The sequence below is a fragment of the Asticcacaulis sp. genome (assembly GCF_035497195.1).
Taxonomy (GTDB): Bacteria; Pseudomonadota; Alphaproteobacteria; order Caulobacterales; family Caulobacteraceae; genus Asticcacaulis.
Window position 1 is genome coordinate 223,872 of record NZ_DATJDZ010000031.1, and the last position, 22,267, is coordinate 246,138.

Sequence of the window (22,267 nt, forward strand, 5' to 3'; positions counted from 1 at the left end):
CCGAAACCAATTCGGGAGATGCGCTATGTTGAAGTCTGTCCTTCTGGCCTCTGTGGCGGTGTTGTGTCTGTCCGGCGCGGTGCAGGCTCAGCAGATCAGCGCCGCGCGTATTTCCAATGATATCAAGGTGCTGTCGGCCGATGATTTGGAAGGACGTAGTATCACCACGCCGGCGGAACAAAAAACCATCGACTATATGTCGAAAGGCTTCGCCGCCGCCGGTTTCCAGCCCGGCGGCGAGAACGGCGGCTGGAGCCAGGCGGTTCACCTGCGCCAGTTCATCATCAGCGATCCAAAGCTGGCCTTCACTTTCGCCGATGGTCACAGCCTGGATCTGCATCAAGGGCAGGATATCACCGTATCGACGCGCGGGGCGCTTGGCGATGTCAGCTTTGACAAGGCGCCGCTGGTGTTCGTCGGTTATGGCGTGACCGCCCCCGAACGCGGCTGGGATGATTTCAAAGGGCTGGATGTGAAGGGAAAAATCCTGGTCGAGTTGATCAATGATCCGGATTTCGTTGAGCCGCAACTGATGACCTTCGGTGGCAAGGCCATGACCTATTATGGCCGCTGGACCTACAAATACGAAGAGGCGGCCCGACGCGGCGCGGCGGGGGTGATCATTATTCATGACGCCGATGCGGCTTCCTATGGCTGGGATACGGTGCGGAATTCCTGGTCCGGGCCGCAGTTCGATATTGTTCGGCCCGATCCGTCAACCGCCAGTCCGAAGCTCGAATCGTGGATAACGCACGAAACGGCGGATGCGCTGTTCAAGGCGGCGGGGCTTGACCTGGCCGACCTGCGGGCCAAGGCGCGGGCGAAGGATTTTCAACCGGTGCCCCTCAATGTAACCTTGAACGGTGGCTATAAGGTGGCGGCCAGCGAGATCACCACGCACAACATCATCGCCCGCTTGCCAGGCACCAAATACCCCGACGAGACCGTACTCTATACCGGCCACTGGGATCATCTCGGTATCTGCGCGCCGGAAGCGGCGGATAAGATATGCAATGGCGCTGTTGATAATGGCACGGGCATCGCCACCTTGCTGGAACTGGCGCGGGCGTTTGGAAAGGCGAAAAAAACTGAGCGTTCCATCGTCATGATCGCCTTCACCGCCGAGGAAAGCGGGCTTCTGGGATCGGAATATTACGCCAGCAATCCGCTCTATCCGCTGGCGAAGACGGTGGCGGGCATCAATATGGATGCCCTCAATGTCAACGGTCCGACGAAGGACATAGTGGTCGAAGGCGTCGGACAGTCCTCGCTGGATAATATGGTCGCACTTTATGGCGGCAAGCAAAACCGCGCGATCACGCCAGAACCACGTCCCGAAGCCGGCGGCTTCTTCCGTTCCGATCATTTCCCGCTGGTCAAGCGCGGCGTACCGATGCTGGTGGCCGGTTCGGGTGACGATATGGTCAAGGGCGGCAAGGCGGCGGGCGAGGCGCTATCAAAGGATTACAACGAAAAGCGTTACCACCAGCCGGGCGATGAATGGTCGGCAAGCTGGGACCTCGGCGGGCTGGTTGAGGACGCCACCCTTTATTATCAGATTGGCTCGGCCCTGGCCAATTCGCATCAGTGGCCAGCGTGGCGCGATACCTCTGAATTCAAGGGCGCCCGTGACGCTACCAATGCCGAACGAAAATGATCGTCACGGTTCATTTGTCTGTCAGGTCAAACTTGATCGGGTTCGGATCGTACAGGCAGATGTTGCCGCTGCCCTGGGATTGATAAATGGTCATGGTCGCCGTGGAGATAATGGCCAATGCCAGGGCCAGTATTTGCGGCAGCATCCACCACAGCCTGTCGCGGCTTGCCACCCACACATACGCGATCACCAGAATGACCAACAGCCACAGCAAGGCGACGATCAGGCGGGCCGCCGCTGGCTCACAGGGCGCGGCGGCGGAATTGATGATGATCAGGATGGCCAGCAGGACATAGTTGGCCAGTATCGCAATATTCACACCCTGGCGGTACGTAAAAAAAGCGCCGACTGCTGTCACCGAAAATCCCCACTCGTGGCAAACCTCTGATCATCGCAGACTATACCAAACTATGAGCGTTTGCATTAAGAATTACGGCGAAGCTGCGGCAACTTAAGCCCTATTCAGGACACACGACACGGGCACCCTGCATTTAACCGGGGAATTCGCGCGTAAGGGGATGTTAGTAAATCACCTGTTAACCTTAGCGGCTATAGACCCCACCGATCAAGTATTGAGGAGTTTTCGCTCATGGAACGTCGTTCGTTTCTTCTGGCCGGTGTGGCCGCTGCCGCCACGCCCTTGATTGCCGGCCTGGCCCCGCGTCTGGCCATGGCGCAGACCTATCCGACCGAGCAAAACAAGCCGGCCGAAGAAAAGGAATATCGCTACTATACCCGCGATGAAATCCTGACCGCCGGTTCCGATTTCCTCGGCGTTACGGTGGAAGCGCTCGGCGGCGCCATGGAAAAGATCTTCGCCGACTATGGTGATCACCCGACCGCCTATATCGCCGGCACAGAAGCCTCCGGCGCGGTCGGCATTGGTGTGCGCTATGGCAAGGGCAACCTGTTCATGAAGGACGTGCCTGAGCCGACCCATCTGTTCTGGCAGGGACCATCGATCGGTTTCGATACCGGCGCCAATGCCTCGCGCGTTTTCACCCTGATTTATAACCTGCGCGAACCGATCTTCATGTATCGCCGCTTCCCCGGTGTCGAAGGCTCGGCCTATTTCATCGGCGGTCTCAGCCTGACCTATCAGCGCGCCGAAGGTATTGTGCTGGCGCCGATCCGCGCTGGCGTCGGCTTCCGGCTGGGCGCCAATGTCGGCTATATGAGCTTCTCCAAGAAGCGCCGGGTTTTGCCGCTTTAGGTACTAACTCTTCGGCCTTCACGTGAACTAACAAAGCCTGATTCGAGTAATTTCATGACTTTAAGCGCGTCCTCTCCGGTTACCGGATTGGGCGCGTTTTTGCGGATGGCCTTTGCCATAGCTTCGTAATAGGCCAGGTAATTGCCGGGTGTCGCCGTGATGTCTTCGGGGGGACCGGGGAGATCATCGATGACGGGCCTGAACAGGCCGGTCACCGGATCGGCGCCCCAGCCGGCATCTCCCGGTGTGCGGCCGGCTTTCAGCATCTCTTCCTGCGTGTCCATACCGAACTTGACGAAAGCGCCCAAAGCCCCCTGAACCTCCAAGGCCGGACCGGGGATCGTGGTCATCATCGAACTGTGAAGAATGACGCGCAGCGGGCCGTAGCCAAGCGTGGCATGGAAATAGTCGTCGGTTTGCGCGCCGGGGCGCTGGCCTGTGATATCGACCGAAATCCATTCGGGCCAGCCGAACAGGCTCAGGGCCTGATCAACCAGATGCGAGCCAAGATCGAACCAGATGCCGGAACCGGGACCGGCGCGTTCCCGCCAGCGGTTACGCACCACGGGCCGCAAACGGTCATAGCGTAAAATCACCTGATACAGATCGCCAAGGCGCGGTCGCAGGGCTTGTAAGGTGAGATAGTTGCTGTCCCAGCGCCGGCAATGGAAAACCGATACCATTTTCCCCACGCGCTCGGCGTGAGCCAGCACGGACTCGCCCTCGGCGACACTCAATGCAAAAGGCTTGTCGATCACCACAGACTTGCCGGCTTCCAGCGCTTCATGGGCCATCGAGGCATGGATATCGTTCGGCGTGGCGACGACGACCAGTTCAATGGCCGGGTCGGCAAGGGCGGTGGTCAGGTCCGGCGCGACGGTGACGCCGGGCAGGTCGGCCTGCACGTCCGCCGGACGTGACGACACGACGGTGGTGAGTTCCAGACCTTTGGCAGCGCGTATCAACGGGGCGTGGATGGTTTTCCCGGCATAGCCATAGCCAACGAGTGCGGTCTTGATCATCTATCCCTCCACAGTCAGGCGGCGGCCTTCGCGCGCGCTTTTGGCTGCCAGATCGAGCAGGCGCATAGCCAGCAGAGAGTCTTCGAGCGCGACCGGGGCGGGCGCCTCACCGCGAATAGCGGCGACCATGCCTTCATAGAAACCGCGATAATGGCCGGGGCCGCATATAATCAGTTGTGGCGTCAGGGTGGCTTCGCCCTCGGCGGCGGTAAAGGTGCCGGACACCGGATCGACGCCCCAGCCGTCATCACCGGGCGTCCGGCGGGCTTTCAGCATCTCTTCCTGGGTGTCCTGACCGTATTTGACAAACGCCCCGTGCGATCCCTGGATTTCGATCACCGGACCGGGCGCGGGGCTGATCATGCTGGCGTGGAGCACGACGCGCAGGCGATCATAGCCCAGCACGACATTGAAATAATCGTCATTGACGGCGCCGGGGCGCTGGGTGGCGAATTCCGCCGAGATTGTTTGGGGGCGACCGAACAGGTGGATAGCCTGATCGACCAGATGCGAGCCGAGATTGAACCAGACGCCGGAGCCCGGGATGTCGAGATCGTGCCAGCGGCCGGGCACCGTGCCACGCAGGCGGTCATAGCGCAGGATGGCGTCGCTGACCGCACCGAAGCGGTTGGCGTCAAGCAGCGCCTTGGCGGTCAGGATATGGGCGTCCCAGCGGCGGTTCTGGAAAACGCAGACTGTCAGTCCGGCGCGGCGGGCGTGCTCGGCGATATTTTCGGCTTCTTCCAGAGTGGTGGTGAAGGGCTTGTCGATGACGACAGGTTTGCCGGCATCAAGTGCGGCGTGGGCCTGTTCGGCGTGCAGGGCGTTGGGCGTGGCGATGACCACAAGGCCGATATCGGGAGCACTCAAGGCCGTGGCGAGATCTGGCGCCACGGCTACATCGGGCAGGTCGGCATGAACATCAGCGGCGCGGCTGGAAACCACCGTCGCCAGCTCCAGGCCTTCGGTCGCCCGGATCAGCGGGGCGTGTAAAAGCCGGCCGGCAAAGCCATATCCGACCAGCGCCACCTTGATATCAGCCATAGTTGAAGCTCACGGAAATACGGACATCATCGCTCAAATTGATCGGCACCTCATGGCGCAGCCAGCTTTCCCACATCAGGACCGTACCGGCCAGCGGTGTGGTGTTGACGAAACTCTGATGTTCCGGCTTGCCATTGGCCTTGCGCAGAGGGGCGTTCATCATCAGGCCGAGGCGAGGGTCTTCGAGACGCAGGGCGCTGGCGCCTTCGGGTATGGACACGTAGAAGGTGCCGGAAATGACGCTGTGCGGATGGATATGGCTGGAATGGTGGCCCATCGGCTCCAGGATATTGATCCACATCGAATCGAGCTTGAGCTTGCGGCCGGTGAGATCGAAATCGAGTTTGTCGGCAAAGACAGCGACGTGAGCATCGAGCATGGTTTTTAGGTCGGCAAAGACGCTGGCGCGGACCGGCAGGTCATCCAGCGAGGCGTAGGAGGTGTAGCCGAGATAGCCCTTGGTCTGTGACCAGGTCTGGCCGGCCTCATCCTCATCGGCAATGGCGCGGCAGGTGTCATCCAGTTCGGCGAGAAAGGCTTCGAAGCCGGATTGCGCGGCCAGATCGGCGCGGTAAAGCTCGGTGACGAACAGGGGCGATATGGTGGCGGGGGCTGTTTTGCTCATGGGCCTGTCCTAATCCCATGAGTCGGGCAGGGCAAGGTTCAAAAGACGTTTGAACGATCCATAATCGGTTGACGCGGATCAGGGCCATACTTATTAGGCCCCTTGGTTCCCGGCCATAGTGCCAGTGTCAGGGTGAAAGCCCACAGTGTGTAGAAGAAAATGGATTTCAAGATGAGAGGCAACATGGCGAAAGGATTGCTCGCTGTAGCAGGCATTAGTAGCGCGAAAACAGCCGCGTTCACTATCGCCGGTGCGAACCAGATCAAACCCAATAAACCGCTTAAGCCTATATCGTGCAGCCGTCTAAAAGTAATTGAGAACACAGGCCACAAGAGCAATATGTTTAATATATTTAATGCGTTGCGCGCGTACATCGCCGCGGCGACAGACTGTAAGGAAAGTGTCCCATAGATATTGGCGTCAATAAGCATTGAAGCGCCCAAGAAAATTAATTTATAGGGTAAAAAGAAAGCGACAAACGGCAAACGCGTTGTGCGGCCTTTCAATGAAAAGAAAAAACGCCAGAAATGAAAAGGTTGCTTGATTGAAGCTGGCATGGTCCCCCCTGTTAAGGGCAGACTAGATGTGTTTTTGCGACCCGACAACGCCGAAAGACGAGCGCGGCATCCTATCAGGCGTTCATGCCGAAAAGCAGGGCCGCCAGGAAGATGCCGACATTCACCGGATTGAAGGCGCTGTCAACCGCAAGCCAGGCGGGCAGGGCCGGGGCGACTTTAGCGACAGCATAGGCACGTTTTCCAAACATGCCGAGAGGTTAATAAGATATTAATTTCACGTCACCTGTTTTATCGCGTTGATTGAATTTCAGGTACAAAAAAAAGCCTGCCGCGTTATCAGGCGCGGCAGGCTTCAGGCGGGGAGGTGGATTATTCCAGCTCGAAAGTGGCCGAGACGTTGACACTCAGTTGCAGTTCACCGGAAGACACTGGCGTTGATAAATCGGCCGCCTTGGCGCGGGCAAACATCATCGGCTGCGGCTGGTTATAGACCGGGCCGCCTTCCTCGATCGAGATGATGCGCTTAACCTTCATGCCGGTGGCGGCAGCGTAGAGATTGGCGCGCTTGAGCAGGGTGGCGACGGCGGCCTGGCGGGCCTGGTCGGTGACGGCTTCATCGTTTTTCAGGCCGAAATTGATCGAATTGACCTGATTGATGCCGGCCTTGATCACAGCGTCGATCACCGGACCGGTCTGGTTGAGGTCGTTGACGCGGACAGTGATCTGGTTCTGCGCCTGGTAGCCGGTCAGTCTCGGGGCCTGGCCATCGGTGTAATCATATTGCGGGTTCAGGTTGAGGTTCGAGGTCTGGATGTCCTTGGCGGCGATGCCGGCGCTTTTCAGCGAGGCCATGACCGCGTTCATGCGGACATTATTGGCCTTCATGGCGTCGGAAGCCGTATTGCCTTGCGTCACCACGGCGAAATTGACGGTCGCCATGTCGGGCGTGGCGCTGACCTCGCCATTGGCGCTGAGGGAGAGGGTGCTTTGCGCCGGCATCATCAACACGGGCGTGGATTGCGCCGTCTGGGCGTGAGCCATCAGAGGCGCGGCGGCGAGACCCGCAGCCAGGGCGCCTAAGGCGAAGGACTTCAGCAGGGCGGATTTGATGGCGGGCATGTGGATGGTCTTTCTTGTTTGAGTTCCGAAGCCATTGAGATTGGCTTTACGGTAAGTTCATGATGATCGATCGCGCATGAATGTGGCCTGAACGCGCCGGACAGCATAAAAATAGCCTTTAAATCTTCCGGCGTGCATGTTAGCACGGCCTCCCTTCGTAACCTGAAGCGTTATCGGGGGCGAGTAGCTCAATGGTTAGAGCCGACCGCTCATAACGGTCTGGTTGGGGGTTCGAGTCCCTCCTCGCCTACCACTTTCTTTCCGGCGGGACGTCAGTTCACCTTTTCATTCACTTTCTTCTCGGCGTCGCCCAGATTGCGCTCGACATTCTTGGCGGGTGGCTGGTCGCCCAATTGATTGGCGGCCTTGTCGAGGCCCTGCGGCACGGCTTCGATGGCGTCGCCGACGCGCTCGCTGGAAGACCGGTTATCCTGCATCAGATAGACGGCTGCGACCGCCGCGATAGCAATGATCGCCACGACGATGACAATAAGCAGGCCGTTATTGCCAGCGGATGGACGGGTATTGAGGGTGGCCATTTTTCGCGCTCCAGAGACAAGTGTCGATGGGGGCAAGTTAGCGGTCTGCCTGTAAACGCGTCGTATTGGTTTGGGGCCGTTTACATAAGCACATGATCAGGGTCACTTTGCAAAATCACAACTTTAAAATGTAATAATGGGACGCGTTAGCTTTTTGGCAACCCAATTGTGACAATTTATGGTTGTGTTTGCGTTGCGTAGTTTGAACATCCTGCCTCCGAACGAGGCTGAAAGCCGGGTCATAAGGCCATGTCACATAAGGTTTATTCTTACGCTGCCGACAGGTCCGGCGCCTCCGCCGTCGAGTTCGCCCTGATCAGCCCACTGTTTCTGTTGATGCTCGCAGGAATTGTAGACTATGGCAGCTATTTCTCGACGGCGCATGGCGTCCAGCAAATGGTCAATGACGCCGCGCGCACCGCTATTGCCGGCAGCACCGCCGCCGAGCGTCTCCAACTGGCGCAGGGCGTCATGGACACCGAAGCCGATAAATACGCCTTCCTGTCAAAAGGCACGGCCGATCTGTCCATTACCGAAGGCGCGCAGGTCGTGACAGTCACGCTCAATTACAAGCCCGACGGCGGCACGTTCGAACTGTTCCCCCTGCCGCCGGGGATGCCTGATAGCATAACGCGTTCGGCATCCATTGTGCGCGGTGGCTATTAGGGAGGTGTGTTGTGAGAGCGTTTCTCAGCCGTTTCGGGCGCGATAAGCGCGGTTCCGTCCTGATCATGGGGGCAGGGCTGATGATCATAACCGTCGGGCTGGCGGCCTTCGCCGTCGATATGGGCTATGTTTATGTCAAGAGCCGTGAATTGCAGGGCACAGCCGACCTGGCGGCGATGTCTGCCGCGGCGAACCTGAGCACGGCGGAAAGCGCGGCGCAGGCCGTGGTAATGGCCAATGCCCGTGGCGACGCCATCACGGTCAAAACGCAGACTGGCTTTTACGACGCCACTGTCAGCAAGACGCCATCGGCACGTTTCAAAGTTACACCGGTAGCCGGCGCCAATGCCGCGCAGGTCACGGTCAGCCAGGATGCCGGCCTGTTTTTCGGCCGGATGCTGGGTCAGAATACGGCGCATATCACGCGCACGGCCACGGCCTCGTCGGTGAAACTGGCGGCCTTCAGCATCGGCACGCGCCTGGCCTCGGTCAATGGCGGCGTGGCCAATGCGCTGTTGAGCGGCCTGACCGGCAGCAGCGTCAATCTCACCGTTATGGATTATAACAGTCTCGCTGGCGCGAAGATCGATCTGCTGAAATATGTCGAGGCCCTGCATACCCATGCCAACCTGACGGCGGCCACCTTTGATCAGTCGCTGGCCAGCGATATCACGGTCGGCGACGCCCTGACCCTGCTGGTTGATCAGGCCGATACCAGCGCCAAGGCGCCGCTAAAAGTGCTGGCCAACAGTGCGATCAAATCGACGAAGATCAAGCTAAGCGATCTGGTCGATATCGGCGCCTATGGCGGGCAGGACCGCATTGTCGGTGGGGCGGACGCGGCGATCAGTATCGACAGCCTGACTATGGCCAAGGCGATTCTATTGCTGGCGAACCAGGACCGGCAGGTGCAACTCGATCTCGGCGCGCAGGCGCCGGGTCTGGCCGGTTTGAAAGCCTATATGGCGATAGGCGAGCGCCCCAGTCATTCCGCCTGGCTGACGGTGACCCGAACCGGTGAGCCGATCATCCGCACGGCGCAGGCAAGGCTTTATCTCGACGCCTCACTCGTGCCGGGCCTGACCGGCGTCAGCCTGATCCATGTGCCGCTGTATATCGAACTGGCCTCGGCGCAGGGCAGGCTGTCGAACATTTCCTGCAACGCCAATAAGGCGCTCAATAGCGTCACGCTGGCCTTGAGTCCCGGCATCGGCCAGGCCAGCATCGGCACGGTCAATACGGCGGACCTAAGCAATTTCAAAAAAACGCTGGTGGTATCACCGGCGCAACTGGTGGCGATCCCACTGGTCGGCGGGGTGTCGGCGCTATCGCAGATCAAGATCGGCGGCACGACCTGGCAGACCGCCACATTCAGCGCAAATGATATCGCCAATCAGACAGTCAGGACTGTACGCACCAATGACGCCGTGACAAGTATCGGCAGTTCGCTGATCACGAATACCCACCTGACCCCCAATGTGCTGGGGCTTGGGATTGGTCTTGATCTGGTGACGACGACGCTTGGCAAACTGATCGCCGGGCTGGGGCCGGTGCTCGATCCGGTGATCAACGCCTTGCTTGATCAACTGGGGGTCGGCCTGGGCGAAGTCGATGCCCAGGTCAATGGCCTGCGGTGTTCGGGCGCGGCACTGGTGATTTAAGAGACTGGCGGTCCTTAAAGCTTGCGGTGGCGGCGCATCCAGGCCGCCGCGTATCCGCAAACCGGCACGACCGCGTAACCTTTTTCCGCCGCGGCCGTCATGACGCCTTCCATAAGCCTGCCGGCGGCGCCGGTGCCGCGCAGGGCGGGCGGTGCTTCGACATAATCGATATAAAGGGTATCGTCGGTCACCCGATAATCGGCGTGGGCAATCTGTCCGTCGACATCCAGTTCGAACCGGTTGGCGCCGGTATTATCAATGACGGTCTGGTGCATTGTGATCTCCTGTATATCAGGGAGATAGGCATGACCGGATAAAGGCGCAATATGTGGGTCGCTTCACCTGACGGTGATGATCAGAGGACGATTTTTGGCCACAGGGCTGTCAAAATCGATTGCTAGTCTGTATCTTCGCGCCCGAATCTGCACGACAGTTGTGTGGAATCGGACCTATCATTTCTTTTTCCGGTGCTGGATCGCCGGGTGTTTGGGGATTTTCCACCATGTCAGATAAGGATCGCGGAGATTCCGGAGATCGCGGCACCTATTCGCCCCCGACCGAGGATAATCTCAGCTACGAATCACGTCGCGCCCCGGTCTCTCGTGACAAGGCGCCGGTCACGCTGATCATCAGTGGAATCTGCCTGGTTGTCCTGTTGCTGGTCGTGGTGATCGCCTATAATTACGGCATGAACAAACATGGCAAGGTCGCGCCGGAAGTCGGTGATTCGCTTGGCGATATCAAGGAAGGCCAGGTCCAGGACGCCCAGCCGCTGAGCGATCAGGACCTGAGCGATTCAGGCATCGCCACCTTCGCCCCCGGTTCGGAAGTGCCCGGCGCACGGCCGGCGGCCAGCGCCTCGACGGTGGATATCGCGCCGCTGCCGGCCGCGCCAATCGAAGGGCCGCTGCCGTCGCAATCGAGCACCAGCGCGATCGTCAGCAGCACTCCCCCCGCCCGTATTGACGCCACGCCGGTGCCTGGCGCCAGTGCATCCGCGTCTCCGCCGGCTGTCGCCAAGCCTGCCGCACCTGTCGCGGCCAAACCTGTGACGGCGCCAGTTGTTGCAACCAAGCCTGCGGCAAATGGCTCTGCCTCCGTCCAGATCGGCGCCTATACCTCGACCGATATCGCCAACGCCGAATACGCCAAGGTGGCGTCGTCCTATGGTCTGTTCGTCGGCGGCGCCAGCAAGCGGATTGAAAAGGTCACCACGCCCAATGGCACCTTCTACCGCACGGCCTTTACCGGCCTGAGCGCCGACAAGGCCAAATCGTTCTGTTCGGCGCTCAAGGCATCGGGCCACGACTGTATCGTAAAGTAGGCACAGTGGGCAAAGGGATCTCAGCGTGTATTCTGGGGCTTGCGGGCACCGAACTGACGCCGGAAGAGCGCCGCTTTTTCAGTGACCTCCAGCCGCTGGGCTTTATCCTGTTTCGCCGCAATATCGATACACCCGAACAGGTCAAGGCGCTGGTGGCTGCGCTCAAAGGCCTGGTGGCGCATGACGCCCTGATCCTGATCGACCAGGAAGGCGGTCGCGTCCGCCGCCTGCGTCCGCCGCTCTGGCCGGACTATCCGCCAGCTGCCCGTTTTGCCGAAGTGACCAATGATCCTTCCGAAGAACGCGAAATGGTCCGCCTGGGCGCGCGTCTGATGGCGCATGATCTCGCCGAACTGGGGATAAATGTCGACTGCGCCCCGGTGCTCGATGTGCCGCAGCCGGGCGCCCATGATATCATCGGCGACCGCGCCTATGGCCTGACGCCGCAGGCTGTCGCCGTCATGGGCCGCGCCTGTGCCGAAGGCCTGCTGGCCGGCGGGGTGCTGCCGGTGATCAAGCACATTCCCGGCCATGGACGGGCAGGAGCCGATTCGCATACCGACCTGCCGTGCGTCGATACGAAGCTGGATGAGCTGCTGAAAGTCGATTTCTATCCCTTCCAGGTCAATGCCGACATGCCGATAGCCATGACGGCGCATGTGCTTTACCGCGCCATCGACAAGCGCAATCCGGCGACCACCTCAAAGAAATGCCTGAAGATCGTCCGCGATGTCATTGGTTTTGATGGCCTTTTGATCTGTGACGACCTGTCGATGAACGCCCTGTCCGGCACCCTGGAAAAGCGCGCCAGGGCGTCTCTGCGGGCCGGATGCGATGTACTGCTGCATTGTAATGGCCAGATGGACCAGATGAAGCAGATCGCGCAGGTGACGCCGAAGCTGAAAGGCGAGGCCCTGCGTCGGGCAAAAGCGGCCATCAAACGCATCCTGAAAACGCCTGAGCCGCTTGATGTCATCGAGGCCCGCGCCCGTTTCGATGTCGTGATGGCGCGAGGTCAGGAAACCGGCGCCAAGGCCGATCCGACCGAAGGTCATCCTGTAGCCGTGCCGTCATGAGCCGCGACACCACGCCGAAAGGTCTGGAGCACGACGTCCTGCAACGGCGTCTCGATTTTGAAGCGCCTGGCCCCGATGTCGCCGAGGAAATCGCCGCCGATGATGCCTTGGTGCTTGATCTGGATGGTTATGAAGGGCCTTTGCATGTGCTTCTGGCGCTCGCCCGCCAGCAAAAGGTCGACCTGCTCAAGATATCGATCACCCGGCTGGCCGAGCAATATCTCGCCTTTATCCAGCAGGCGCGTCGTCTGCGGTTTTCGCTGGCGGCCGATTATCTCGTCATGGCGTCGTGGCTGGCCTATCTGAAATCACGCTTGCTGCTGCCGCAGGCCGAGCGCAAGCAGACCAACGAACCGCAGCCGGAAGAACTGGCCGCCGCCCTGGCGTTTCGCCTGAAAAAGCTGGAAGCGATGCGTAAGGCGGTCGAGGCCCTGACCTCGCGCCCGCAGCTCAAGCGCGATGTCTTCGCGCGCGGCGATCCTGAAGCCCGGCTGATCATTCCGTCGTCGCGCATCGAGGCCAATGTCTTCGATTTGATGAGCGCCTATGTCACCCAGCGCCGCCGTGAGATCGAGCGCCATTATGATCCGACCCGCCGCATCGAGGCCTATTCGCTGGAAGACGCCCGCGACAATCTGCGCGCCCAGTTGCCGAAGCTGACCAACTGGACGGCGCTCGATGACGTGGCGCCGCAGCCGGTGCGCAGCGATGGCCCGCGCCGGGTGTCCTATATGGCCTCCACGCTTTCCGCTTCGCTGGAACTGGCCAAGGAAGGCCATTTGCAGCTCCAGCAACTGGCGACCTTCGAGACGCTTTATATGCGTAAACGACAAGCGATCATGGGAGAAAAAGCATGACGCCGGAAACCGTTGAGCGTGCCATCGAGGCGCTGCTGTTCGCCGCCGATGGGCCGCTGTCGGCCTCGGAAATCGCCTATCGCCTGCCGGAAGGCGCCGAGGTCGGCAAGGCGTTGGCGGCCTTGCGCGCCCGCTATACCGGGCGCGGCGTATCGCTCGAAATCATCAATGACCGCTGGCAATTCCGCACCGCCGCCGATCTCGGTTATCTGATGGTCGAGGAGCGCGAGGAGCCGCGCCGGCTGTCCAAGGCGGCGCTGGAAACCCTCGCCATTATCGCCTACCACCAGCCGGTGACGCGGGCCGAAATCGAAGCTGTGCGTGGGGTAGGCTTGTCGCGCGGCACGCTTGACGTGCTGCACGAAATGAACCTGATCAAGCTGCGCGGACGCCGGCGAACCCCCGGCCGGCCGGTGACCTATGGCACGACCGACGCCTTCCTGGAGCAGTTTTCGCTGCCATCGCTGGCCGATCTGCCGGGCGCCGCCGAAATGCGCGCCGCCGGCCTGCTTGACATCAATGTGCCGGCGGACTTTATGGTGCCAGATCCTTCCAGCGGACAGACCGCCGAAGACCCGATGCTGCTTGAGGATATGGAAGAGACGGAATTTGCACAAGACTTCTTCGAGAAAGAGTGATTTTGCGCAAAAACACTTCCAAGACAGGTTAAAACACGCCTATAAGAGCGTAAATTGGTCCTGACGGACTGACATTTAAAGGGGCGGCCCCCCATTTGAGATGAGGGCGGGCTCGCAAAGGAGATAGAGTATGGGTAGTTTCAGCATCTGGCACTGGTTGATCATTGGTCTGGTGGTCCTGGTCCTGTTCGGCGGCGGCAAGCTGTCGGGCCTGATGGGCGATGCCGCCAAGGGCATCAAGGCGTTCAAGAACGGCCTGAAGGACGACGAAGACGATGCGAAGACCAAGAAGCCCGACGAAGAGCCGAAGGCTTAATCGCTTCTACTTGAACTTCTAAGAGAAAGTCTGTCACATGGTGCCCGGTATCGGGGGCGGTGAGCTCATCCTTATTGCTGTCGTGGCGCTGGTTGTGGTCGGTCCCAAAGACTTGCCGAAACTGTTGCGCCAGCTTGGCCGCTTCGTCGGCAAGATGCGCCGCATGGCGGATGATTTCCGCACCTCCTTCGAGGATATGGCGCGACAAAGCGAACTGGATGACCTGCGCAAGGAGGTCGATGCGCTCAGGGCCGGCAAGCTGGGGATGGAGGACGTCGGTCACCAGATGAAGGCGCTGGAGAGCGATATCAATTCCAGCCTGAACGCGCCTGTTTATAAACCAGTCGCCTATGATGTGGCCGAAACCACCGAGCCGGTAGACGCGCAAATGGAAGGCCTGCCACCTGTCGAAAAACCGGCCAGGCCCAAGCGCGTCCGCAAGCCGAAGGCGGTTGTCGAGGCCCCGGCTGAACCTGAACCAACCGTTACGCCCGTCAAGCGCACCCGCACGAAAAAGAGCGCCGTATGAGCGAAGAGATCAAGCTGCCCGCAGAGGTGGAAGACAAGTCCAAGCGCAACATCATCACCCCCGATCCGGATGAACTGGATATCGAGGCCTCGCGCGCCCCTTTGATGGATCACCTGGTCGAACTGCGCACGCGCATCATCATCATGGTGGTGGCCTTCTTTGTCTGCGTCGTCGGTTGCTATGCTTTCCATGTCCATATCCTGAACCTGCTCGTTCATCCGCTGGCGGTGGCGTCTTCGCTTTATGAGGAAGAACTGCACAAGACCGGCCACAGTGGTCCGTTCGATCTGATCATGGTGCTGACCGGCCTCAAGCACGTCGCCAGCGTCAAGAATATCCCGCTGATCGCCACGGCGCCGATGGAGGTCTTCTTCACCAATCTGCGCCTGGCCATGTTCGGCGGCGTGATTGTCAGCTTCCCGGTCCTGGCGTTCCAGCTTTACCGTTTTGTCGCGCCCGGCCTCTACAAGCGCGAACGGATGGCCTTCCTGCCGTTCCTGATCGCCGCGCCGGTGTTGTTCATTATGGGGATGGCGCTCGTCTATTTCATGATCCTGCCGATGGTGCTGTGGTTTTCGCTGAACCAGCAGGTCGTGGGCACGGCCGGTGTCGCCGTGCAGTTCATGCCGAAGGTGTCGGAATATCTCCAGCTTATCGAAACCCTGATGATCGCCTTTGGTCTGTGTTTCCAGTTGCCGGTGATCATCACCCTGCTGGGCCTGACCGGCATGGTGACCTCGAAAATGCTGAGCGGCCTGCGCAAATACGCCATCCTCGGTATTGTCGTGGTTGCCGCCGTGGTGACCCCGCCGGACCCGATCTCGCAGATCATGCTGTCGATCCCGATCTGGCTGCTCTACGAAGTCTCGATCCTGTGCGTCAAGCTGATCGAGTTGCGCAAAGGGCGTAACGCCACTTGACCCGTAACTCGGCAGAGTGCGTGGCATCGTCTCTGGGCTTGCCTGAAGCTTTGATATTGTCGAGTCACGTCAAAACTGTATAAGACGCTCTTTCTTCTCCTCCCCATTTCTCAAATGGGGAGGTGGCACGACGCTCGCGCTTGCGCGAAGTCCGTGACGGAGGGGCGAACCCCCGCTTTCAGGCAAGGCTTCTAAAATGCACGATATCAAGGCGATCCGCGAAAATCCTCAGAGCTTTGTTCAGGGCTGGTCGAAGCGCAATTATGAAAATCCCTCGAAAGTAGTCGAAACTCTGCTGGCCACGGACGCCGATCTGCGCGCCGCCAAGACCGCGTTTGAGACCAATCAGGCGCAACTGAAAAAACTCTCCGGCGAGATCGGCAAGGCCAAGGCGCAGAAGGACGACGCCCGCGCCACTGAACTTATGGCCGAGGTCGAAGGCCTCAAAGGCGCGATCAGTGCGGCGCAGGAAACCGAACGCCTCAAGACCGATGAATTGAAAGACCTGCTGTCCAGCTTGCCGAATATCCCGTTTGAGGATGTGCCGGAAGGCGCCGATGAACATGGCAATGTCGAGGTCCGCAAACACGGCGCTCCGAATATCCTCAGCTTCCCCGCCAAGGATCACGCCGATCTCGGCGAAGCGCTCAAGGGGGCAATTGGCCCCCTGATGGACTTTGAAGCGGCGGCCAAGATGTCCGGCTCGCGCTTTGTCGTTTTGAAAGGTCAACTGGCGCGTCTGGAACGCGCTATTGGCCAGTTTATGCTCGATGTCCAGACAACTGAGCATGGCTATATCGAAGTCAATCCGCCAGTTTTGGTGCGAGATGAGGCTCTCTACGGTACTGGGCAGTTACCTAAATTTGAGGAAGATTTATTTTTCACTGATCCAAGAACGCCAGATTGGTTCCATAAGGCGCGTGGTTTTATTGAAAACGTTTCTTGGCCTACAAATACCCTAACTCAAAATTCTTATAGCAAAGAGACAGTTGAACGGCTAATTAAAGCTGGAATTTCAAATGCGGTCTCGATCACTGGCCTTAAAGAGCACGATCAACAATATGATTGGGGTGCAGATAGGCCTACGACTGCAAAACGCTACGCGCTCATCCCCACCGCCGAAGTGACCCTGACCAACCTCGTCCGTGAGGCCATCACTGCCGAGGAAGAACTGCCCTTGCGCCTGACCGCCCTGACCAACTGTTTCCGCGCCGAGGCCGGTTCTGCCGGCCGTGATACCAAGGGCATGATCCGCCAGCACCAGTTCCAGAAGGTCGAACTGGTGTCGATCACCACGCCGGAGCAATCCGACGCTGAACACGACCGCATGACCAACTGTGCCGAGACCATCCTCAAGAAGCTAGATCTCAGCTTCCGCACCATGCTTCTGTGTACCGGCGATATGGGCTTTGGTGCGAAGAAGACCTACGATCTCGAAGTGTGGCTGCCGTCGCAGAACACCTACCGCGAAATCTCCTCCTGTTCGAACTGTGGGGATTTCCAGGCTCGCCGCATGGACGCCCGCACCCGCAAGGCCGGCGAAAAGGGCACCCGCTTTGTTCATACGCTCAATGGCTCCGGGCTGGCGGTCGGCCGCACCCTGGTCGCCATCATGGAAAACTATCAGGACGAGGGCGGCCGCATCAACATTCCCGCCGTGCTCCAGCCCTATATGGGCGGTCAAACTCACATAGGATAGGCGCATATCGGGTAGTTAAGAGGCCCCCTCCGTCTCGACGCGCTACGCTTGCTCGACACCTCCCCCGCTTTGCAGGGGAAGAGGAATGGGTTCGCTTCTCTTCCCTTGCGAACCTCTTGGCGAAGCGGGGAGGTGGCAGCGCCCAGTTCTTTGGGCGAAGCCCGAAGGGCTGGTGTCGCTGACGGAGGGGGCAACTTCCAAGCTGCTCAAAAAAAGCCGCCGTACCGCTTGCCCCGGCCTCTGAAATCGCCGTACAAACGCCCTATGCGTATCCTGTTGACCAATGATGACGGTATCGACGCCTTCGGGCTGAAGGTGCTTTACGATATCGCCGCGGCGCTCAGCGATGACGTCTGGGTGTGCGCGCCGATGCTGGAACAGTCCGGCAAGGGCAGGGGCGTGTCGCTGCACGATCCGGTTCGCGTGCGTCGTTTCGGCGAAAAGCGCTTCGCCGCCGGCGGCACCCCGACCGACTGCGTGCAGATCGCCGTCAGCGACCTGATGGACGGCCCGCCCGATTTACTGCTTTCCGGCGTCAATCGTGGATTTAATCTCGCTCAGGACGTGACGCTTTCGGGCACGGTGGCCGGCGCCTTGCAGGGCATGTCGCTTGGCATTCCCTCGATCGCCCTGTCGCAATGCCTCGATTTCGATCTCGATATCGAAGCCCAGTGGCAGGCGGCGCAGGTCTATGGTGCGCCGGTGATCAGCAATCTGATCCAGCAGGGCTGGCCGGCCGATGTCATCATGAATATCAATTTCCCCGATTGCAGCGCCGATGAGGTGGCCGGCGTCGAGGTCACTCGCCAGGGCATCCGCAACCTGCACGAAATGCACGCCGTCCGGCGCACCGATCCGCGCGGCCGCGACTATTACTGGATCGATTTTCATGCCTTTGAGCAATCATTGATCGATGGCACCGACCTCAAGGCGGTAGCGGAAAAGCGCATCTCGGTAACGCCGCTGCATCTCGACCTGACGCACAATGAAACCCTGTATCGCCTGAAAAAGACCCTCGGCGGCGTGGCCCCCAAGAAGGTGGAACCGGCACAATGAGCGAAGAACCGACCCGCCTGCAACGGCTGCTCAGTGGCCTGAAAGACCAGGGCATTACCGATAAAAAAGTCCTTCAGGCTATGGAGCATACCCCGCGCGACCTGTTCGTGCCGGAGCTGTTCCTCGATCGGTCGTGGGAAGACAGCGCCATTCCGATCAACTGTGGACAGACGATTTCACAGCCCTATATCGTGGCCCTGATGACCCAGGCGCTGAAGATCGAGGGCCGCCATCGCGTGCTCGAAATCGGCACCGGCAGCGGCTACCAGACCGCCGTGCTCAGCCGGCTGGCGCGCTATGTCTATACCATCGAACGCTATCGCTCGTTGATGGTCGAGGCGGAAATCCGCCACAAGCGCCTGATGCTGGAAAACATTATTTACCGCTTCGGCGATGGCTGGGAAGGCTGGCCGGAACAGGCGCCTTTTGACCGCATCCTCGTCACCGCCGCCCTGCCGGAAGCGCCGACGCACCTGCTGGCGCAACTGAAGCCCAAGGGAATCATGGTCGGACCCCAAGGGCGCGGTTCGACCCAGCGCCTGTTGCGCTACACCAAGACGGCGGATGGCTATGACACGGAAGACCTTGGCGAAGTGCGCTTTGTGCCGTTGATCGCGGGCGTGGCGAAAGAGGCTTAAAACCGCAGACCAATGGCGCGGCGGGCCTGTTCAAAGCCAACAAGCGAAAAGCCGGCGACGGTGACAATAATAACCAGCGGCCAGATCGATTGTCCGAGCGTGGTCAGGGCTGGCGTCACATGGGGCATGATCAGGAACAAAAGCGTGGTAAGGGCGGCGGTGCCCAGCACCAGCAGCGCCAGGTTCTGATTCAGGCGACGTTGTTCGACCCGTTTCATCACTTCGACAACAAAGCCGATATCCCGCGCCGGCGGCGCGGCGGGCGTGTCGTTCATCAACATTGATTTTAAAGCGTCATTGGTCATCTGTTACACCCAGAAGAGCGTTCAGTCTGGCCCTTCCCTTGAGAATATGCGACTTAATCGTACCGAGTGGAAGGCCTAAAATCTCGGCGGCCTCGGCATGGCTGTAATCTGCGGCGACGCATAGCGATACGGCGGCGCGCTGGTCAAGCGGCAGGGTGGCCAGCGCCGTCTGGATAGTGAGCCTGGCGTCAACCGTTGACGACCGCGACTGCTCCTGCAAGCCGAACCACTGAGATTCGCGGGCGCCTGTGCGATTGAAGCGGCGACGGTCATTGAGCGCTTTGCGATAGGCGATGCCGCAGACAAAGGTGCGGAACGATACGCCGTCGCGCAGTTTATGCAGGCTGGCCCAGGCGGTGACGAAGGCTTCCTGCGCCATATCGTCAGCATCGTCCGGCAGGGCGCACAGACGGCGCACGAAGGCGCGCACCGCCTGTTGATGCTCCACTACCAGCCGTGAGAAGGCCTCGCTGGAGCCCTCCCTGGCCCGCCTGATCAGCGGGTCGTCCATACCTTATTCTTTCGGCAGGGATGAACTGGTCAGGGCCCGGATGATAGATATGACCAGCAGGGCGGCGGCGGCGATACCGAAGCCTATGGCCAGCGAAATGAAAATCGATCCGCCTTCGCCATAATAGCCGAAATAGCCGAAAGCGGCGGCCAGGGCGCCGAAGACGACGACCTGTGTCCAGTGGCTGCCCCGGCGGCGCCCCCGGCAGTTATAGGCGCGGTCTTCATCGCTGCGCAGGGCTTCCAGCAGGGCGGCAGGTGGCTCCTTGCCCTGGTCGGCATAGGTCTTGATCAGTTTCAGGGTTTCGCTGCGGTGGCGGAAATGACCCAACATGCCGACAAGGCCCATGCCCATGCCGAAAAGCGGGAAGATCAGCCACCAGTAGCTGTTGAAAAGTTGACTTGCGGTCATGGCATAATCTCCTTGAATCAGCGCTTCAGCAGCGCGAGCAGTTCGGCGGGCGGTTCCTTGCCCTGGTCGGTATAGCTGCGGATCAGCGACAGGATGCGGCGGCTTTCATCATCTTTCAGGACGGTGCGGATTATGCCGAACAGGCCGAAACCCAGCGGAAAAAGCAGCCACCAGTATTGATTGAAAAGGGTTATGAACATCTTTGTGTCTCTCCATGGTATCGCCATCTGAAACTTGATGTCCGCCGCCGGCCCGATTGGATGCGGGCGCTGAAAGATTTTTCAAAAAAGGGGGGAGTGGAGGCCTGCCCCCGAATTGAACGGGGCTATGCGGGGTTGCAATCCGCAGCGTAAACTCTCCGCCAGCAGGCCGATTACCAGGCTAGGTTATATTGCTTTGGATTGCAAAGCCGCTCACCGTGCCGGAGTATTTTAACCAAGTTACATCTCATTTTCTGAGGAGGGAGGGGCGTCTCACCATGTTCCTCGCCCTTTCAGCCGGCGTGGATGGACATCCGCACTGAATTTGTTAAGTAAATTTTCGATTAAGTTTAACGAATCGTTAGCCATAAGTTCGCATAGAGTAGGTTTGGCCGAAGCCTTTCTATTCGTCGACCGTGGAGCCTGTCATGATCCTGCAAATTTTGAATTCCGATGGCTGTGTTCGTCATCCAGTGATCAAACTGTCTTTGGCTGGTTTGAGCTGCGCTGCGGTGTTGGCGCTACAGGCCTGTACAGGGGCGGGGATGCCGCAGCCGAAATACCCCATCTACATGCAGGATAAACCAGCCGAATCATCCGCGACGATTCAGCCCGCGCCGGTCGAGGAGGTCCCGCCGGCCACGACCACGCCGTCGCCTTCGGGCAGTGTCCAGGTCACCGAACTGGCGCCAATGACGCCGCCTCCGCCGCCTCCGCCGCCTGCGGAAATGATGAAGCCGGTCGAAACGGCTGCCGCGCCGGCCGGCGCCGGTTATGTATATGTGCTTCAATCCAAGGATACATTATTCGGCGTTTCGCGGCGTTTCTCCGTGCCGGTGAAAAATCTCTATGCGCTGAACGGCCTGACGGTCGCCTCATCACTGCGCGTTGGCCAGAAGATCCTGCTGCCGGTTTCGGCGGTCGATAAAGGCGTGGAAGACCATGCCAACGGCCCGACCATGACCAAGGTAAAGGCGGTGCTTGCGGCAGCGGCCACGACGCCCAAACCTGCCGCGCCGATAACGACAACCACGACCGTGACTACGACAACCAAGCCAACGGTTGCGCCGCCAAGCGTGGCGGCCGCCGCTACCAAACCCGCCACCATAACTAAACCCGTCGTCGCCAAACCGGTGCCGCCGGTGGCCGGTTTCCCCGCCAATGCCCAGATTGCCCAGATGGGCAAGGGCAAGTTTGTCTGGCCGGTGAAAGGCCACGTCCTTGTGCCTTTCGGTCAACTGGCGCCGAATATCCGCAATGACGGCATTAATATTGGCGCCAGTTCCGGCACCGAGGTGAAGGCGGCCTCGGAAGGGACTGTGGTTTACGAAGGTGATCAGGTCAAGGAACTGGGCAACACCATCTATATCAAGCACGATAACGGCTGGTACACCGGCTATTCCCATCTCCAGAGCATGAAGGTGAAGAATAATGAGCATGTCAGCAAAGGCCAGGTGATCGGCACCGTTGGCCAGACCGGCACCATCGACAAGCCGCAACTGCACTTTGAAATCCGCTACACGCCTTCGACCGATATCGCTCGTCCGATCGATCCGACACTGGTGCTGCCGTAAGTACAGCTTTGAAAGGCAGAGTTTCAAAGCGCCTGTTTCCGGAAGATCGCCGTGGCAAATATGTCATTGACCTTTTTTTGGTTGTGCCTATGTATGGCGAACAAATTTTTACCCTCCCGTAATGGGCGCGTAAAAAATCAATAACTTTC

The 22,267-nt window shown here is 59.4% G+C and carries 28 protein-coding genes and 1 tRNA gene; 16 read left to right on the top strand and 13 right to left on the bottom strand.

Annotation, left to right across the window (positions count from 1 at the left end; translation table 11 throughout):
- Positions 1–25 precede the first annotated feature (25 nt).
- Complete coding sequence (locus VL130_RS18760; RefSeq protein WP_325365415.1) at positions 26–1,657, top strand: M28 family metallopeptidase; 1,632 nt, start codon at positions 26–28, stop codon at positions 1,655–1,657.
- 10 nt (positions 1,658–1,667) lie between these two features.
- Here the strand turns inward: VL130_RS18760 and VL130_RS18765 are convergent, their stop codons facing one another.
- Positions 1,668–1,976 (bottom strand): hypothetical protein, encoded by a 309-nt coding sequence (locus tag VL130_RS18765; protein ID WP_325365417.1) that lies wholly within the window; start codon positions 1,974–1,976, stop codon positions 1,668–1,670.
- A gap of 270 nt (positions 1,977–2,246) precedes the next feature.
- Between VL130_RS18765 and VL130_RS18770 the strand changes: the two genes are divergently transcribed.
- Complete coding sequence (locus VL130_RS18770; RefSeq protein WP_325365419.1) at positions 2,247–2,870, top strand: DUF1134 domain-containing protein; 624 nt, start codon at positions 2,247–2,249, stop codon at positions 2,868–2,870.
- On the opposite strand, the gene VL130_RS18775 is transcribed toward VL130_RS18770, so the two are convergent.
- The 6 genes from VL130_RS18775 to VL130_RS18800 form a co-directional block, all read right to left on the bottom strand.
- Positions 2,867–3,892 (bottom strand): oxidoreductase, encoded by a 1,026-nt coding sequence (locus VL130_RS18775; protein WP_325365421.1) that lies wholly within the window; start codon positions 3,890–3,892, stop codon positions 2,867–2,869. The genes VL130_RS18770 and VL130_RS18775 overlap by 4 nt on opposite strands.
- Positions 3,893–4,936 (bottom strand): oxidoreductase, encoded by a 1,044-nt coding sequence (locus tag VL130_RS18780; protein ID WP_325365423.1) that lies wholly within the window; start codon positions 4,934–4,936, stop codon positions 3,893–3,895.
- On the bottom strand, positions 4,929–5,561 hold the full coding sequence (locus VL130_RS18785) for a TIGR02466 family protein (protein WP_325365425.1): 633 nt from the start codon (positions 5,559–5,561) through the stop codon (positions 4,929–4,931). The genes VL130_RS18780 and VL130_RS18785 overlap by 8 nt, the downstream gene beginning before the upstream one ends.
- Positions 5,562–5,599: 38 nt before the next feature.
- Positions 5,600–6,118, bottom strand: a complete 519-nt coding sequence (locus VL130_RS18790) for a DUF805 domain-containing protein (RefSeq protein ID WP_325365427.1) — start codon at positions 6,116–6,118, stop codon at positions 5,600–5,602.
- A 74-nt stretch (positions 6,119–6,192) separates the two neighbouring features.
- Positions 6,193–6,327: a hypothetical protein gene (locus VL130_RS18795; protein ID WP_325365429.1), complete on the bottom strand. Its 135-nt coding sequence runs from the start codon at positions 6,325–6,327 to the stop codon at positions 6,193–6,195.
- Positions 6,328–6,448: 121 nt separating this feature from the next.
- Positions 6,449–7,198 (bottom strand): SIMPL domain-containing protein, encoded by a 750-nt coding sequence (locus VL130_RS18800; protein WP_325365431.1) that lies wholly within the window; start codon positions 7,196–7,198, stop codon positions 6,449–6,451.
- 177 nt (positions 7,199–7,375) lie between these two features.
- Between VL130_RS18800 and VL130_RS18805 the strand changes: the two genes are divergently transcribed.
- Positions 7,376–7,451 (top strand) — tRNA-Ile (locus VL130_RS18805).
- A gap of 19 nt (positions 7,452–7,470) precedes the next feature.
- Here the strand turns inward: VL130_RS18805 and VL130_RS18810 are convergent.
- Positions 7,471–7,737 (bottom strand): hypothetical protein, encoded by a 267-nt coding sequence (locus VL130_RS18810; protein WP_325365433.1) that lies wholly within the window; start codon positions 7,735–7,737, stop codon positions 7,471–7,473.
- A gap of 249 nt (positions 7,738–7,986) precedes the next feature.
- Between VL130_RS18810 and VL130_RS18815 the strand changes: the two genes are divergently transcribed.
- The gene (locus VL130_RS18815) at positions 7,987–8,403 is read left to right on the top strand and encodes a TadE/TadG family type IV pilus assembly protein (RefSeq protein WP_325365435.1); all 417 of its coding nucleotides are present in this window, start codon (positions 7,987–7,989) and stop codon (positions 8,401–8,403) included.
- Positions 8,404–8,414: 11 nt separating this feature from the next.
- The gene (locus tag VL130_RS18820) at positions 8,415–10,064 is read left to right on the top strand and encodes a pilus assembly protein TadG-related protein (protein ID WP_325365437.1); all 1,650 of its coding nucleotides are present in this window, start codon (positions 8,415–8,417) and stop codon (positions 10,062–10,064) included.
- A 14-nt stretch (positions 10,065–10,078) separates the two neighbouring features.
- On the opposite strand, the gene VL130_RS18825 is transcribed toward VL130_RS18820, so the two are convergent.
- Complete coding sequence (locus tag VL130_RS18825) at positions 10,079–10,339, bottom strand: GNAT family N-acetyltransferase (protein WP_325365439.1); 261 nt, start codon at positions 10,337–10,339, stop codon at positions 10,079–10,081.
- 227 nt (positions 10,340–10,566) lie between these two features.
- Here VL130_RS18825 and VL130_RS18830 point away from each other — a divergent pair, with 227 nt between their 5' ends.
- From VL130_RS18830 to VL130_RS18875, 10 genes are all read left to right on the top strand, one after another.
- Positions 10,567–11,388 carry an SPOR domain-containing protein gene (locus VL130_RS18830; protein WP_325365441.1) on the top strand — a complete coding sequence of 274 codons (822 nt, stop codon included), beginning with the start codon at positions 10,567–10,569 and terminating at the stop codon, positions 11,386–11,388.
- Positions 11,389–11,393: 5 nt separating this feature from the next.
- Complete coding sequence (gene nagZ / locus VL130_RS18835) at positions 11,394–12,464, top strand: beta-N-acetylhexosaminidase (protein ID WP_325365443.1); 1,071 nt, start codon at positions 11,394–11,396, stop codon at positions 12,462–12,464.
- Positions 12,461–13,321: a ScpA family protein gene (locus VL130_RS18840; protein ID WP_325365445.1), complete on the top strand. Its 861-nt coding sequence runs from the start codon at positions 12,461–12,463 to the stop codon at positions 13,319–13,321. The genes nagZ and VL130_RS18840 overlap by 4 nt, the downstream gene beginning before the upstream one ends.
- Positions 13,318–13,959 carry an SMC-Scp complex subunit ScpB gene (scpB, locus tag VL130_RS18845; protein ID WP_325365447.1) on the top strand — a complete coding sequence of 214 codons (642 nt, stop codon included), beginning with the start codon at positions 13,318–13,320 and terminating at the stop codon, positions 13,957–13,959. Before VL130_RS18840 ends, scpB begins: the two co-directional genes overlap by 4 nt.
- A gap of 130 nt (positions 13,960–14,089) precedes the next feature.
- Entirely contained in the window at positions 14,090–14,275 is a 186-nt protein-coding gene (locus tag VL130_RS18850) for a twin-arginine translocase TatA/TatE family subunit (RefSeq protein ID WP_325365450.1), read from the top strand.
- Positions 14,276–14,312: 37 nt separating this feature from the next.
- Complete coding sequence (tatB, locus tag VL130_RS18855) at positions 14,313–14,804, top strand: Sec-independent protein translocase protein TatB (protein WP_325365452.1); 492 nt, start codon at positions 14,313–14,315, stop codon at positions 14,802–14,804.
- A complete protein-coding gene (gene tatC, locus VL130_RS18860) occupies positions 14,801–15,724 on the top strand; it encodes a twin-arginine translocase subunit TatC (protein WP_325365453.1) in 924 nt (307 codons plus the stop codon). The genes tatB and tatC overlap by 4 nt, the downstream gene beginning before the upstream one ends.
- 196 nt (positions 15,725–15,920) lie before the next feature.
- Positions 15,921–17,423: a serine--tRNA ligase gene (serS, locus tag VL130_RS18865; protein ID WP_325365455.1), complete on the top strand. Its 1,503-nt coding sequence runs from the start codon at positions 15,921–15,923 to the stop codon at positions 17,421–17,423.
- A 264-nt stretch (positions 17,424–17,687) separates the two neighbouring features.
- The gene (gene surE / locus VL130_RS18870) at positions 17,688–18,479 is read left to right on the top strand and encodes a 5'/3'-nucleotidase SurE (RefSeq protein WP_325365457.1); all 792 of its coding nucleotides are present in this window, start codon (positions 17,688–17,690) and stop codon (positions 18,477–18,479) included.
- Positions 18,476–19,117: a protein-L-isoaspartate(D-aspartate) O-methyltransferase gene (locus VL130_RS18875; RefSeq protein ID WP_325365459.1), complete on the top strand. Its 642-nt coding sequence runs from the start codon at positions 18,476–18,478 to the stop codon at positions 19,115–19,117. The genes surE and VL130_RS18875 overlap by 4 nt, the downstream gene beginning before the upstream one ends.
- Here the strand turns inward: VL130_RS18875 and VL130_RS18880 are convergent.
- Genes VL130_RS18880 through VL130_RS18895 form a run of 4 tightly spaced genes read right to left on the bottom strand, consistent with a single transcriptional unit; the run spans position 19,114 to position 20,544 of the window.
- Entirely contained in the window at positions 19,114–19,422 is a 309-nt protein-coding gene (locus tag VL130_RS18880; protein WP_325365461.1) for a hypothetical protein, read from the bottom strand. The genes VL130_RS18875 and VL130_RS18880 overlap by 4 nt on opposite strands.
- Positions 19,412–19,933 (bottom strand): RNA polymerase sigma factor, encoded by a 522-nt coding sequence (locus VL130_RS18885; protein ID WP_325365463.1) that lies wholly within the window; start codon positions 19,931–19,933, stop codon positions 19,412–19,414. The genes VL130_RS18880 and VL130_RS18885 overlap by 11 nt, the downstream gene beginning before the upstream one ends.
- 3 nt (positions 19,934–19,936) lie before the next feature.
- Positions 19,937–20,344, bottom strand: coding sequence for a hypothetical protein (locus VL130_RS18890; RefSeq protein WP_325365465.1), 408 nt, complete (start codon positions 20,342–20,344; stop codon positions 19,937–19,939).
- A gap of 17 nt (positions 20,345–20,361) precedes the next feature.
- Positions 20,362–20,544 (bottom strand): hypothetical protein, encoded by a 183-nt coding sequence (locus VL130_RS18895; RefSeq protein WP_325365467.1) that lies wholly within the window; start codon positions 20,542–20,544, stop codon positions 20,362–20,364.
- 428 nt (positions 20,545–20,972) lie between these two features.
- Here VL130_RS18895 and VL130_RS18900 point away from each other — a divergent pair, with 428 nt between their 5' ends.
- On the top strand, positions 20,973–22,118 hold the full coding sequence (locus VL130_RS18900) for a peptidoglycan DD-metalloendopeptidase family protein (protein ID WP_325365469.1): 1,146 nt from the start codon (positions 20,973–20,975) through the stop codon (positions 22,116–22,118).
- Positions 22,119–22,267: the final 149 nt, after the last annotated feature.

Coding starts and splice junctions, on each gene's coding strand:
- VL130_RS18840 (WP_325365445.1), top strand. CDS start 12,461: ATGAGCCGCGACACCACGCCGAAAGGTCTGGAGCACGACGTCCTGCAA.
- VL130_RS18810 (WP_325365433.1), bottom strand. CDS start 7,737: ATGGCCACCCTCAATACCCGTCCATCCGCTGGCAATAACGGCCTGCTT.
- VL130_RS18795 (WP_325365429.1), bottom strand. CDS start 6,327: ATGTTTGGAAAACGTGCCTATGCTGTCGCTAAAGTCGCCCCGGCCCTG.
- VL130_RS18760 (WP_325365415.1), top strand. CDS start 26: ATGTTGAAGTCTGTCCTTCTGGCCTCTGTGGCGGTGTTGTGTCTGTCC.
- VL130_RS18895 (WP_325365467.1), bottom strand. CDS start 20,544: ATGTTCATAACCCTTTTCAATCAATACTGGTGGCTGCTTTTTCCGCTG.
- VL130_RS18825 (WP_325365439.1), bottom strand. CDS start 10,339: ATGCACCAGACCGTCATTGATAATACCGGCGCCAACCGGTTCGAACTG.
- serS (WP_325365455.1), top strand. CDS start 15,921: ATGCACGATATCAAGGCGATCCGCGAAAATCCTCAGAGCTTTGTTCAG.
- VL130_RS18875 (WP_325365459.1), top strand. CDS start 18,476: ATGAGCGAAGAACCGACCCGCCTGCAACGGCTGCTCAGTGGCCTGAAA.
- VL130_RS18800 (WP_325365431.1), bottom strand. CDS start 7,198: ATGCCCGCCATCAAATCCGCCCTGCTGAAGTCCTTCGCCTTAGGCGCC.
- VL130_RS18785 (WP_325365425.1), bottom strand. CDS start 5,561: ATGAGCAAAACAGCCCCCGCCACCATATCGCCCCTGTTCGTCACCGAG.
- surE (WP_325365457.1), top strand. CDS start 17,688: ATGCGTATCCTGTTGACCAATGATGACGGTATCGACGCCTTCGGGCTG.
- VL130_RS18780 (WP_325365423.1), bottom strand. CDS start 4,936: ATGGCTGATATCAAGGTGGCGCTGGTCGGATATGGCTTTGCCGGCCGG.
- VL130_RS18770 (WP_325365419.1), top strand. CDS start 2,247: ATGGAACGTCGTTCGTTTCTTCTGGCCGGTGTGGCCGCTGCCGCCACG.
- tatB (WP_325365452.1), top strand. CDS start 14,313: ATGGTGCCCGGTATCGGGGGCGGTGAGCTCATCCTTATTGCTGTCGTG.
- tatC (WP_325365453.1), top strand. CDS start 14,801: ATGAGCGAAGAGATCAAGCTGCCCGCAGAGGTGGAAGACAAGTCCAAG.
- VL130_RS18830 (WP_325365441.1), top strand. CDS start 10,567: ATGTCAGATAAGGATCGCGGAGATTCCGGAGATCGCGGCACCTATTCG.
- VL130_RS18850 (WP_325365450.1), top strand. CDS start 14,090: ATGGGTAGTTTCAGCATCTGGCACTGGTTGATCATTGGTCTGGTGGTC.
- VL130_RS18890 (WP_325365465.1), bottom strand. CDS start 20,344: ATGACCGCAAGTCAACTTTTCAACAGCTACTGGTGGCTGATCTTCCCG.
- scpB (WP_325365447.1), top strand. CDS start 13,318: ATGACGCCGGAAACCGTTGAGCGTGCCATCGAGGCGCTGCTGTTCGCC.
- VL130_RS18775 (WP_325365421.1), bottom strand. CDS start 3,892: ATGATCAAGACCGCACTCGTTGGCTATGGCTATGCCGGGAAAACCATC.
- VL130_RS18880 (WP_325365461.1), bottom strand. CDS start 19,422: ATGACCAATGACGCTTTAAAATCAATGTTGATGAACGACACGCCCGCC.
- VL130_RS18900 (WP_325365469.1), top strand. CDS start 20,973: ATGATCCTGCAAATTTTGAATTCCGATGGCTGTGTTCGTCATCCAGTG.
- VL130_RS18885 (WP_325365463.1), bottom strand. CDS start 19,933: ATGGACGACCCGCTGATCAGGCGGGCCAGGGAGGGCTCCAGCGAGGCC.
- VL130_RS18815 (WP_325365435.1), top strand. CDS start 7,987: ATGTCACATAAGGTTTATTCTTACGCTGCCGACAGGTCCGGCGCCTCC.
- VL130_RS18790 (WP_325365427.1), bottom strand. CDS start 6,118: ATGCCAGCTTCAATCAAGCAACCTTTTCATTTCTGGCGTTTTTTCTTT.